We start from the raw sequence: 12,326 nt of genomic DNA, 5'->3' as shown, positions 1-12,326 counted from the left end.
CGGTCGAATGTTACGCTTGAAAGGCGTATTCGTCAAGTGATTATTGAAAAGGACACGGCACTTTTTAATTAATTGGTATATTGATTAATTGCGTTAGTAACTTCTTGATCTTGATAAATATTATTAACAATATCTTTGAAGGTTTCGCCTAACACTTTTTGAATTTCATCATTGCTCGCATTAAATGCGCCAGACTGTGAACGGGTTGCATTAAAGGTTTTGTTGTATTGTCCGCGTGGACCTTGTACATAAACAACTGCTTGAATTTTGCTGTTCAAGGTATAACGTAAATTACCTTGCTCTACTTTAGCGTTGAATTCTTTTACATCAACAGTTACGCCGGCATTCGCATTATTCGCTTGTCCAATACGGAAACCTTTGCTGACTAAATTTTGTTGCATCACCTGTTGGAAAAGTTGAGTAACGCTTGGTGATGCGTTTAATTTAATAAGCTCACCTGATTTAGTATAAGTTGCAATTTCTTGTTGTGGACGAGAATCACGAGTATTTACTGTTACCACTGCTGATTGGTTAATATTCATTGATGCAGTCGGTGATTGAGGCGCAAAAGTTAAGGTATTGGATTGTGCTTGGCAACCCGCTAAAAATAATGTTGCAGCAGCCAACGTCATTGTTGATAATGCTTTGATTTTGTTTGTTACTTTCATAATTTCCTCATTGAATTAGGTTAATTTGTGTTATTCTTACAAACTTAACGCTGAATGTATAGCAAAAAGTTAGGGAGTTTATTTATGTCAAAACAGCAAGAATTATTAGAGAGAATTCAAGCCGAATTTCAACCGCACTTTGCCACTGTAGAAAATGAAAGCCATATGCACAGTTCCGGTCGAGGGGCCGATTCTCATTTTAAATTAGTGATTGTCAGTAATGCTTTTGAAGGTATGCGCAAGGTGCAACGCCACCAAAAACTTTACCAACTTTTTGCTGATGATTTGAAAAATGGCATTCACGCATTAGCGCTTCATCTTTATACAAGAAGCGAATGGGAGAGCCTAGGTGAAGCATTTCCAAAATCACCAAATTGTCTTGGTGTTGGACAGTAAGTATTCCCTTACGTTCCCTATATTAGATTTTCATAAGAAGAGAGAAGGCGATAAGCATTCTCTCTTTTTATTTTGATGGAGATTTATTTTTACTCCAGATAAATATCTGTCTAAAAAGTTCACAAATATTTCACAAAAAACGGGGGGGGAAGTGGAATAAAAGCCCATTTTCCGATAAAATAAGGCGCTTTTAATTTTCGAATTTCAATTTCTGGATGTGTGAGTAATTCCTTACTCGTCGAGAAATTAAACAGATTTGAGTTTTTAAATTTATGTGTCAGTTAATAATGCTTTGATCTCAAAGTGTTTTCTGTCACGCTCAATCGCGAGATTGCTCTTAAGGCATAGGCTTTGATTGCAATCGTGTTTTTAACCTAGAAAAGTAGTGCAAACAGTATGATTACAATCAAAAAAGGCTTGGACCTTCCTATTGCAGGAAAACCAGCACAAGTAATCCATAGCGGTAACGCTGTGAATCAGGTTGCGATTCTTGGTGAAGAGTATGTGGGTATGCGTCCTTCTATGAAGGTACGCGAAGGCGATGTCGTGAAAAAAGGCCAAGTGCTTTTTGAAGACAAGAAAAACCCGGGAGTGGTTTTCACAGCCCCTGCGAGTGGTACTATCACTGTAATTAATCGTGGCGAAAAACGTGTATTACAATCTGTGGTCATTGATGTGCAAGGTAACGATCAAGTTACTTTCGCTAAATATAACGCAGGTGAGCTCAATACGCTTTCTTCTGAACAAGTTAAACAAAACCTCGTTGAATCCGGTTTGTGGACAGCGTTCCGCACTCGTCCATTCAGCAAAGTGCCTGCCGTAGATGCAGAACCTTCTTCTCTGTTTGTAAATGCGATGGATACCAATCCTTTGGCGGCAAATCCAGAGGCGGTGTTAAAAGAGCATTGGCAAGATTTTATTGACGGTTTAACTGTATTAAGTCGTCTATTCCAAAATAAACCATTAAATCTATGTAAAGCGGGTGATAGCAATATCCCAACCGTGGATTTAGCTAACTTAAAAGTACATGATTTTGGTGGTGTTCATCCTGCTGGCTTAGTGGGTACACATATCCACTTTATCGATCCGGTTGGTGTGAACAAAACCGTATGGCACATCAATTACCAAGATGTGATTGCTGTAGGTAAATTATTCACTACGGGCGAACTTTATGTAGAACGCATTATTTCTCTTGCGGGTCCGCAAGTGAAAGAGCCTCGTTTAGTTCGTACCGTTATCGGTGCAAACCTTTCTCAATTAACAGCTGGTGAGTTAAAAGACGGTAATAACCGTGTGATTTCTGGTTCAGTACTTTGTGGTCAAACGGCAAAAGATGCTCATGACTATTTAGGTCGTTATGCATTACAAGTTTCTGTGATTGCGGAAGGTAATGAGAAAGAGTTCTTAGGTTGGATCACACCACAATCGAACAAATATTCGATTACCCGTACCGTATTAGGTCACTTTGGTAAAAAATTATTCAACTTCACTACAGCAGAAAATGGTGGTGAGCGTGCAATGGTACCAATCGGTAGCTATGAGCGCGTGATGCCGTTGGATATTTTACCGACATTATTATTACGTGATTTAATAGTGGGCGATACCGATGGTGCACAAGCGTTAGGTTGTCTTGAATTAGATGAAGAAGACTTAGCATTATGTTCTTTCGTTTGTCCGGGCAAATATGAATACGGTTCAATCTTGCGTCAAGTATTAGATAAGATTGAGAAGGAAGGTTAAAAATGGGTTTAAAAAATCTTTTTGAAAAAATGGAACCCGCGTTTTTGCCAGGTGGTAAATACAGCAAGCTTTATCCGGTCTTTGAATCGATTTATACCTTGCTTTATACACCAGGTACGGTAACGCACAAAAACACACACGTTCGTGATGCGTTAGACTCAAAACGTATGATGATTACGGTTTTTCTTGCGTTGTTCCCAGCGATTTTCTACGGGATGTACAATGTGGGTAACCAAGCGATCCCTGCCTTAAATCAATTAGGCAATTTAGATCAATTAATTGCTAACGATTGGCACTATGCACTTGCAAGTTCATTAGGTTTAGATTTAACCAATAATGCAACTTGGGGTTCAAAAATGGCATTAGGGGCGATCTTCTTCTTACCAATTTACTTAGTGGTATTCACCGTTTGTACAATTTGGGAATTATTGTTCTCAGTGGTGCGTGGTCATGAAGTAAATGAAGGGATGTTCGTTTCAACCATTTTATTTGCGTTAATCGTTCCACCAACATTGCCATTATGGCAAGCTGCACTTGGTATCAGTTTTGGTATCGTGGTAGCGAAAGAAATCTTCGGTGGTGTAGGTCGTAACTTTATGAACCCTGCGCTTGCTGGTCGTGCATTCTTATTCTTCGCTTATCCGGCTCAAATTTCTGGTGACTTAGTATGGATCGCTGCAGATGGTTTCTCTGGTGCAACCGCACTTTCACAATGGTCTCAAGGTGGTCAAGCAGCATTACAACACACTGTAACCGGTCAACCTATTACTTGGATGGATGCATTCATCGGTAATATTCCTGGTTCAATGGGTGAGGTTTCAACGCTTGCGTTATTAATCGGTGGTGCGTTAATTGTATTCACCCGTATTGCTTCTTGGCGCATTATGGCTGGTGTCATGATCGGTATGATTGGTACAGCAACCTTATTCAACTTAATCGGTTCTGATTCTAACCAAATGTTCTCAATGCCTTGGCATTGGCACTTTGTATTAGGTGGTTTTGCACTTGGTATGATCTTCATGGCAACCGACCCTGTGTCAGCTTCATTCACCAACACAGGTAAATGGTGGTACGGTGCGTTAATTGGCGTGATGGCGGTATTAATTCGTACAGTGAACCCAGCTTATCCAGAAGGGATGATGTTAGCGATTTTATTTGCAAACTTATTTGCACCAATTTTCGACTACATCGTGGTTCAAGCAAATATCAAACGTCGGAGAGCAAGAACAAATGGCTAAATTTAATAAAGATAGCGTTAGCGGTACAGTTACCGTTGTTGTGTTGCTAAGTTTAGTGTGTTCTATCGTGGTTTCTGGTGCTGCAGTAGCATTAAAATCCAAACAAGATGAACAAAAAGCACTCGACGTTCAACGTAACATTTTAACTGTTGCTGGCTTAATGAAAGAAGATAATGCATCAGTAATTAAAGACACTTACAGCAAATTTATTGAACCGCGTTTAGTTGATTTGCAAAGTGGTGATTACGTTCAAGCTTCAGCAGAAGAAATTAATAAATTTGAACCTAAAGATGCCGTTAAAGATCCAGCTAAAAGCCAAGCAATTCCAGCTGAAGCAGATAAAGCAGGGATTAAAGTTCGTGCAAATCAAGCACGTGTTTATCTTGTAAAAGATGAGCAAGGCAATGTAACCCAAGTTGTATTACCAATGTATGGTCGTGGTTTATGGTCAACCATGTATGGTTTTGTTTCTGTTGCACCAGATGCGAATACTATCAAAGGTATTACTTACTATGATCAAGGTGAAACAGCCGGTCTTGGGGGCGAAATTGCGAACCCTCGTTGGCAAGCACAGTTTGTCGATAAAAAATTATTCGATGAACAAGGTAACCAAAAATTCAAAATCTACAAAGGTAGTTCTGCTGCAGATAAAGAGCACGGTGTAGATGGTTTATCAGGTGCAACTTTAACCAGTAACGGTGTTCAAGGTTCATTTGATTATTGGTTCAGCCAAAATGGCTTTGGTCCATTCTTAGCGAAATTTAAAGCAGGAGAAATCAAATAATGGCTGATGCAAAAGTAAATTTAAAAGGTCTTTTATTAGATCCTATTGCTAAAAATAACCCGATTGCCTTGCAAATTTTGGGTATCTGTTCTGCATTAGCGGTAACAACCCAATTACAAACCGCGATCGTTATGGCGATTGCGGTAAGTTTGGTAACCGGTTTTTCCAGTTTGTTTATTTCATTGATTCGTAACTATATTCCAAATAGTATCCGTATCATTGTGCAACTGGCGATTATCGCGTCTTTAGTAATCTTGGTTGACCAAGTATTAAAAGCTTATGCTTATGGTTTATCTAAACAGCTCTCTGTATTCGTCGGTCTTATCATTACAAACTGTATCGTAATGGGCCGTGCAGAAGCGTTTGCGATGAAATCACCACCGTTAGAAAGCTTTGTTGACGGTATCGGTAACGGTTTAGGTTATGGTGCGATCTTATTAATTGTCGCCACATTACGTGAACTAATCGGTTCTGGTCGTTTGTTTGGTTTCCCTGTATTCCAAACTATTCAAGACGGCGGTTGGTATCAACCAAACGGTTTATTCCTTCTTGCACCAAGTGCGTTCTTTATTATCGGCTTCGTTATTTGGGGCTTAAGAACGTGGAAACCTGAGCAACAGGAGAAATAATCAATGGAACATTATATTAGCCTATTCGTGAAGGCGATCTTCATTGAAAACATGGCGCTCTCTTTCTTCTTAGGGATGTGTACTTTCCTTGCGGTTTCTAAGAAAGTTTCTACGGCATTTGGCCTTGGTGTTGCGGTAACAGTAGTACTTGGTATTGCGGTACCTGCGAACCAATTTGTGTATGAACATGTATTAAAAGATGGCGCATTGGTAGAAGGTGTAAGCCTTGAGTTTTTAAACTTCATTACCTTTATCGGGATTATTGCGGGTCTTGTTCAATTACTTGAAATGACTTTAGATAAATTCTTCCCAGCACTTTATAACGCATTAGGTATCTTCCTTCCACTTATCGCCGTAAACTGTGCGATCTTTGGTGGTGTATCTTTTGCGGTACAACGTGAATACACTTTTGCAGAATCTGCAGTTTATGGTGTAGGTGCGGGGCTTGGTTGGATGTTAGCAATCGTTGCGCTTGCAGGCTTAACCGAAAAAATGAAATATGCCGATGTACCGGCAGGCTTAAAAGGATTAGGGATTACCTTTATTACTGCAGGCTTGATGGCGCTTGGCTTTATGTCATTCTCTGGAATTCAGTTATAAGGAGGCATAAATGAGCGAATCTTCAATTTTATTATTAGGTGTTGCGGCATTTACGGTTATCCTTTTAGTGCTCGTTGCGATTATTTTATTCGCTAAATCAAAATTAGTGGATTCTGGTGATATCACCATTTCTATTAATGACGATCCTGAAAAAGCGATCACTTTACCTGCTGGCGGTAAATTACTTGGTGCGTTAGCAAGTAAAGGTATCTTCGTTTCTTCTGCTTGTGGTGGCGGTGGCTCTTGTGGCCAATGTATTGTGAAAGTGAAAAGTGGCGGTGGTGAAATTCTACCAACCGAGCTTTCTCATATTAATAAACGTGAAGCAAAAGAAGGCTATCGTTTAGCTTGCCAAGTTAATGTAAAAGGCAATATGGACGTTGAACTTCCAGAAGAAATTTTCGGTGTGAAAAAATGGGAATGTACAGTTATTTCTAACGATAACAAAGCAACCTTCATCAAAGAGCTTAAATTAGCGATTCCTGAAGGCGAAGAAGTACCTTTCCGTGCTGGTGGTTATATCCAAATCGAAGCTGATCCACATACGGTTTACTATAAAGATTTTGATATTCCAGAAGAATACCACGAAGATTGGGACAAATACGATTTATGGCGTTATGTGTCTAAAGTGGATGAGCATATTATCCGTGCTTACTCAATGGCTTCATATCCAGAAGAGAAAGGCATCATTATGCTTAACGTGCGTATTGCAACGCCTCCACCACGTCAACCTGATGCGCCTCCAGGTCAAATGTCTTCTTACATTTGGTCATTAAAACCAGGTGATAAAGTGACAATTTCTGGTCCATTCGGTGAATTCTTCGCGAAAGAAACCGATAATGAGATGGTATTCATCGGTGGTGGTGCGGGTATGGCACCAATGCGTTCTCATATCTTTGACCAATTAAAACGTTTACACTCTAAACGTAAAATGTCATTCTGGTATGGTGCACGCTCTAAACGTGAAATGTTCTATGTAGAAGATTTTGATCAGCTTCAAGCAGAAAACCCTAACTTTACATGGCACGTGGCATTATCTGATCCGTTACCAGAAGATAACTGGACAGGTTACACCGGCTTTATTCACAACGTACTTTATGAAAACTACTTGAAAAATCATGAAGCACCAGAAGATTGTGAATACTACATGTGTGGACCTCCGGTGATGAACGCTGCGGTAATCAAAATGTTGAAAGACCTCGGTGTTGAAGATGAAAACATCTTATTAGATGACTTCGGTGGTTGATTTTAGTTAATCAAAACATCATGAAAACTGACCGCACTTTGTGATGAAGTGCGGTCAATATTTAAGATGGATTACAGGCAAGCTGATGGAAGAGTCGGTTTGCCTGTAATTCATATATTTAGGAAGGAATAGATGAAAAAAGTACTAAGCGGATTGATTGCTGTAGTCCTAGCTTGTTCATTAAGTGCGTGTAAGAAAGATCCAGAAATTATTTCACTTAGCGGAAAAACCATGGGAACCACTTACCATATCCGCTACATTGAGGATGATTCTGTTAGCGAAAACGCACAAAAAACACATGAACAGATTGAAGTAGTTTTAAAAGATGTGAATCAGAAAATGTCCACTTACATTAAGGATTCCGAATTAAGTCGCTTTAATCAAAATACACAAGTGAATACACCAATTGAAATCTCTGCTGACTTTGCCAAAGTACTACAAGAAGCGAACCGTTTAAATCAGGTTACTGAAGGTTCATTGGATGTGACAGTAGGGCCAGTAGTGAATTTATGGGGCTTTGGACCAGAAAAACGCCTAGAACGTAAACCTACTCCAGAACAACTTGCTGAACGTCAAAGTTGGGTAGGAATTGATAAGATTCACCTTGATATGAGCGGTAAAACCCCAACTTTAAGTAAAGCGGTGCCACAGGTTTATATTGATTTATCATCTATCGCTAAAGGTTTTGGTGTGGATCAAGTCGCGGATGTCTTAGAGCACAATCACGTACAAAACTATATGGTGGAAATTGGCGGAGAAATCCGTGCAAAAGGTAAAAATGCCGAAAATAAAGCCTGGCAAATCGCTATTGAAAAACCTAATAATACGGGTGAAAGAGCAGTCCAAGAAGTGATTGGGTTAAATAATATGGCGATGGCGACCTCAGGCGATTACCGTATTTATTTTGAGGAAAACGGTCAACGCTTTGCTCATGAAATCGATCCAAAAACAGGTTATCCAATTCAGCATCATTTAGCCTCAATTACCGTGCTTGCACCAAGTTCGATGACGGCTGATGGCTTATCTACAGGTTTATTTGTACTCGGTGAAAATAAAGCACTTGAAGTGGCCGAGAAAGAAAATATTCCAGTGTATTTAATTATGAAAACGGAAAAAGGCTTTGAAACAAAAATGTCGTCATCCTTCCAAAAGTTACTCGCAAATAAGGAATAATCATGCAAACATTATTTTTTACCCTAATCGCTTTTGTGGCCATTATTGTATTAATGTCTGTGGGCTTTATCTTTAAAAAACAAAGCTTAAAGGGCAGCTGTGGCGGACTTTCATCACTCGGTATCGCCAAAGCCTGTGACTGCGATAAACCTTGCGACACTTTACAAGAAAAATTAGATGCAGGCGATGAAAATGCCAAAGCTGAATACGAACAAAAATTTGCGAAGAAAGACGATGATTCGCAATTTTATGAAGTGAAATAATTCACGCAAAATCAACCGCACTTTGTGCAATAATCTTAATTTATGGGGCGGAAGTCATTCCGCTATGTTTCAATCATTATCACCAATGTGCTTCGCCTTAACCGAAGTTACGGGAGACTTATGTTAACTTCAAATACTTATAATCAACATTTCACACCATTGAGTGCAGAACAACTTGCCCAAAATGCCACTAAAAAAGTCATTTGCGGTATGTCTGGTGGGGTAGATTCCTCCGTTTCCGCGTTTATTCTTCAACAACAAGGCTACCAAGTGGAAGGCCTGTTTATGAAAAACTGGGAAGAAGATGACGATACCGATTATTGTACAGCCGCAGCGGATCTTGCTGATGCGCAAGCAGTATGTGACAAGCTAGGTATTAAGCTACATAAAATCAATTTTGCGGCAGAATATTGGGATAACGTGTTTGAACATTTCTTAACAGAATACAAAGCTGGTCGTACGCCAAACCCAGATATTTTGTGCAATAAAGAAATTAAATTTAAAGCTTTCTTGGAATATGCAGCGGAAGATTTGGGCGCTAACTATATTGCTACCGGCCATTATGTGCGTCGTCGTGGGGCTGATGATCAGGCTGAATTATTGCGCGGCTTAGATAGCAATAAAGACCAAAGCTATTTCCTTTACACGTTGAGTAAAAATCAGGTAGGCCAAAGCCTTTTCCCTGTTGGTGAAATTGAAAAGCCGATTGTACGTGCTATTGCAGAAGATTTAGGTTTAATTACCGCGAAGAAAAAAGACTCTACCGGTATTTGTTTTATCGGTGAGCGTAAGTTTAAGGATTTCTTAGCGCGTTATTTGCCGGCTCAACCAGGTGACATCCGTACCGTAGATGGCGAGATTATTGGTCGCCATGAAGGCTTGATGTACCACACACTAGGGCAGCGTAAAGGGCTAGGGATTGGTGGTTTAAAAAATGCTGGTGATGAAGCCTGGTATGTAGTAGATAAAGATGTGGAAAATAATGAATTGATTGTGGCACAAGGCCATGATCATCCACGTTTGTTTTCCAAAGGCTTAATTGCCAAACAGCTACATTGGGTGAGTCGCGAACCTGTGCGTGGAGCGTTCCGTTGCACGGTGAAAACTCGTTATCGTCAAACGGATATTGCTTGTGTGGTTGAGCCGATTGATGACGATTGCATTGGAGTGATTTTTGACGAACCGCAAGCCGCGGTCACACCAGGTCAATCAGCCGTGTTTTACCGCGATGAAGTCTGCTTGGGTGGCGGCATTATCGAAGAACGAATTTAGTCTATATTCAATAAAGTGCGGTCAGAAATTTAGAGATTTTTCTGACCGCACTTTTTCTTTATCGTATTTTAATTTTCGTTAATTTGAAAAAATATTGATGTTTTGATAATATATATTTCGCATTTGGAAACAATTCACTCAAATCCTACTGAGCGTTTTCTTCAAAATCGCACTTCTCCGTGCTATCATTTGCGATGGTTCCATCTCACCATTTAGGGCTTAAGACCTTATTTTATTTAATCTGATTTTATTTTTATTCACTTAATTTTTAAGGGGGAAGCGTTGTCTTTATCTAAATTTATGGAAAAGCAAACGTCGTTCAATCCTTTAGTGATTGGTGCAACGTTATTTTTTGTGGTGTTGCTTGTCGCGATGATTTTAATCGCACCTGAACAAACACAAACTTTATTAAATGCTGCTAAATCGGGCATTTTTGCCAACTTTAGTTGGTTTTACGTATTAGCATTCTCAGTATTTTTGGGCTTTTTAGTCATTTTATCAGTCAGTAGCCTAGGTAATATCAAATTAGGCAATGATGAAGAAGAGCCTGAATTCGGTTTTCTCTCTTGGTTGGCAATGTTATTTGCTGCCGGCATGGGGGTAGGGTTGATGTTCTTTGGTGTCGCAGAGCCATTGACGCATTACTTATCTGATATTACCACAGGCAGTGCAGAGCATAAGCAACAAGAAGCCTTGTTACACACCTTATTCCACTGGGGAATTCATGCCTGGGCGGTGTATGGCACGATTGCGTTGGCATTGGCTTACTTTGGATTCCGTTACAAATTACCTTTGGCATTACGTTCTTGTTTCTATCCGTTATTGAAAGAGCGTATTAATGGCAAGTTAGGCGATCTTATCGACATTATGGCGTTACTTGCCACCTTATTTGGTGTTATCACAACATTAGGTTTTGGTGCATCACAATTGGGTGCAGGCTTACATCAATTAGGCTGGATTAGCGAAAATAGCTTCAGCTTGCAAGTTGTCGTAATTGCCGTGGTAATGAGTTTAGCGATATTTTCCGCGATTTCCGGTGTAGGGAAAGGGGTAAAAATCTTAAGTGAGCTGAATTTAACATTAGCTTTCTGTTTGTTGATTTTCGTCTTAGTGGCGGGGCCAACACTTTATTTATTATCCGCTTTTAGCGACAATATCGGAACTTATCTCAGCAACTTAGTCCAATTAAGCTTCAAAACCTATGTTTATGAACAAGAACATACTGGCTGGTTTAGCGGTTGGACCATTCTGTATTGGGCATGGTGGTGTTCTTGGGCACCATTTGTCGGTTTATTTATTGCGCGTATCTCGAGAGGACGTACCATTCGCGAATTTATTTTTGGCGTGTTGGTGATTCCTAGCATGTTCGGCATCTTGTGGTTTACCGTATTTGGTAATACGGCCATTTGGTTGAATGATGGTGAAGCTGCAGGTACGTTAGGGCAAATGATTTCCTCGCCTGAAACGTTACTCTTTAAATTCTTAGATTATTTACCGCTTTCTGGTGTGACGGGTTTAGTGAGTTTGGTGGTGATTTCTTTATTCTTTATCACCTCGGCAGACTCCGGTATTTATGTATTAAATAACATTGCATCACGCGATAAAAGCCTTGCAGCACCTCGTTGGCAGGCTGTGATGTGGGGTGTATTAATGTCAGTCGTCGCGATTGTTTTAATGCAATCGGGTGGTTTGGCAAACCTGCAGGCAATGACCTTGTTGGTAGCATTACCTTTTGCGATGTTGATGTTGCTGATGTGCTTTAGTTTATGGAAAGGCTTGAGTGCAGATAAAAAATATTTTGATACCAAAGTTAATCCAACCAGTATTTTCTGGACAGGTGATAAGTGGAAAGAACGTTTGGAACAAATGATGAACCAAACGCAAGAAAAAGATATTTTACGTTTCCTTAAACATACGGTATTACCGGCTATGCGAGAATTACGTCAAGAGTTGATCGGCAAATATGACTTGAGCGTGCAAATTAACACGTTATTTGATCAAGATGAACCTGCAGTCGAGTTAGTCATTCAAAAAGATTTGATGCGAGACTTTATGTACGGGGTGAAATCTATCGGTCGTGAGGTGTCAGAGCAATTAATTAATGATGATAACTTGCCACATATCCAACATAGTATGACCTATGAGCCATACACTTATTTCTTTGATGGTCGAGTGGGTTATGATGTGCAATATATGGACCAAGATGAATTGATTGCCGATATGTTGAAACATTATGAACGTTACTTAAGTTTGCTAGACGATGTGGGTCAAGAATTGATGGCACATGAGCAAACAGAACTGGCTGAATAATAAGACT

Annotated in this window: 12 protein-coding genes; 11 read left to right on the top strand and 1 reads right to left on the bottom strand. The window is 39.8% G+C overall.

Annotation, left to right across the window (positions count from 1 at the left end):
* Nucleotides 1-68 precede the first annotated feature (68 nt).
* Nucleotides 69-668: a YajG family lipoprotein gene (locus HMPREF2750_RS03745; RefSeq protein ID WP_049364852.1), complete on the bottom strand. Its 600-nt coding sequence runs from the start codon at nt 666-668 to the stop codon at nt 69-71.
* A gap of 84 nt (nt 669-752) precedes the next feature.
* Between HMPREF2750_RS03745 and HMPREF2750_RS03740 the strand changes: the two genes are divergently transcribed.
* The 11 genes from HMPREF2750_RS03740 to HMPREF2750_RS03690 all read left to right on the top strand — a co-directional run bounded on the left by HMPREF2750_RS03740 (nt 753) and on the right by HMPREF2750_RS03690 (nt 12,319).
* Nucleotides 753-1,064 (top strand): BolA family protein, encoded by a 312-nt coding sequence (locus HMPREF2750_RS03740; protein ID WP_070582604.1) that lies wholly within the window; start codon nt 753-755, stop codon nt 1,062-1,064.
* 396 nt (nt 1,065-1,460) lie between these two features.
* A complete protein-coding gene (locus HMPREF2750_RS03735) occupies nt 1,461-2,804 on the top strand; it encodes a Na(+)-translocating NADH-quinone reductase subunit A (RefSeq protein ID WP_070582603.1) in 1,344 nt (447 codons plus the stop codon).
* Between the two features lie 2 nt (nt 2,805-2,806).
* The gene (locus tag HMPREF2750_RS03730) at nt 2,807-4,042 is read left to right on the top strand and encodes an NADH:ubiquinone reductase (Na(+)-transporting) subunit B (protein ID WP_070582602.1); all 1,236 of its coding nucleotides are present in this window, start codon (nt 2,807-2,809) and stop codon (nt 4,040-4,042) included.
* Nucleotides 4,035-4,826, top strand: coding sequence for a Na(+)-translocating NADH-quinone reductase subunit C (locus tag HMPREF2750_RS03725; protein ID WP_005695373.1), 792 nt, complete (start codon nt 4,035-4,037; stop codon nt 4,824-4,826). Before HMPREF2750_RS03730 ends, HMPREF2750_RS03725 begins: the two co-directional genes overlap by 8 nt.
* Nucleotides 4,826-5,455: an NADH:ubiquinone reductase (Na(+)-transporting) subunit D gene (locus HMPREF2750_RS03720; protein ID WP_049379887.1), complete on the top strand. Its 630-nt coding sequence runs from the start codon at nt 4,826-4,828 to the stop codon at nt 5,453-5,455. The genes HMPREF2750_RS03725 and HMPREF2750_RS03720 overlap by 1 nt, the downstream gene beginning before the upstream one ends.
* 3 nt (nt 5,456-5,458) lie before the next feature.
* On the top strand, nt 5,459-6,055 hold the full coding sequence (gene nqrE, locus HMPREF2750_RS03715) for an NADH:ubiquinone reductase (Na(+)-transporting) subunit E (RefSeq protein WP_049362633.1): 597 nt from the start codon (nt 5,459-5,461) through the stop codon (nt 6,053-6,055).
* Between the two features lie 10 nt (nt 6,056-6,065).
* Nucleotides 6,066-7,301, top strand: coding sequence for an NADH:ubiquinone reductase (Na(+)-transporting) subunit F (gene nqrF / locus HMPREF2750_RS03710; protein WP_049362635.1), 1,236 nt, complete (start codon nt 6,066-6,068; stop codon nt 7,299-7,301).
* A 132-nt stretch (nt 7,302-7,433) separates the two neighbouring features.
* The gene (locus tag HMPREF2750_RS03705; RefSeq protein ID WP_070582601.1) at nt 7,434-8,474 is read left to right on the top strand and encodes an FAD:protein FMN transferase; all 1,041 of its coding nucleotides are present in this window, start codon (nt 7,434-7,436) and stop codon (nt 8,472-8,474) included.
* Nucleotides 8,475-8,476: 2 nt separating this feature from the next.
* Nucleotides 8,477-8,737, top strand: coding sequence for a (Na+)-NQR maturation NqrM (gene nqrM / locus HMPREF2750_RS03700; protein ID WP_049379890.1), 261 nt, complete (start codon nt 8,477-8,479; stop codon nt 8,735-8,737).
* A 120-nt stretch (nt 8,738-8,857) separates the two neighbouring features.
* Nucleotides 8,858-10,009 carry a tRNA 2-thiouridine(34) synthase MnmA gene (gene mnmA, locus HMPREF2750_RS03695; RefSeq protein ID WP_070582600.1) on the top strand — a complete coding sequence of 384 codons (1,152 nt, stop codon included), beginning with the start codon at nt 8,858-8,860 and terminating at the stop codon, nt 10,007-10,009.
* A 282-nt stretch (nt 10,010-10,291) separates the two neighbouring features.
* Nucleotides 10,292-12,319 carry a BCCT family transporter gene (locus HMPREF2750_RS03690; protein WP_033002707.1) on the top strand — a complete coding sequence of 676 codons (2,028 nt, stop codon included), beginning with the start codon at nt 10,292-10,294 and terminating at the stop codon, nt 12,317-12,319.
* Nucleotides 12,320-12,326: the final 7 nt, after the last annotated feature.

It is taken from the genome of Haemophilus sp. HMSC066D02 (assembly GCF_001810545.1).
GTDB lineage: Bacteria > Pseudomonadota > Gammaproteobacteria > Enterobacterales > Pasteurellaceae > Haemophilus_D.
The sequence above is the reverse complement of the archived record's forward strand: the minus strand, read 5'-3'. Positions and strand labels throughout refer to the sequence as shown.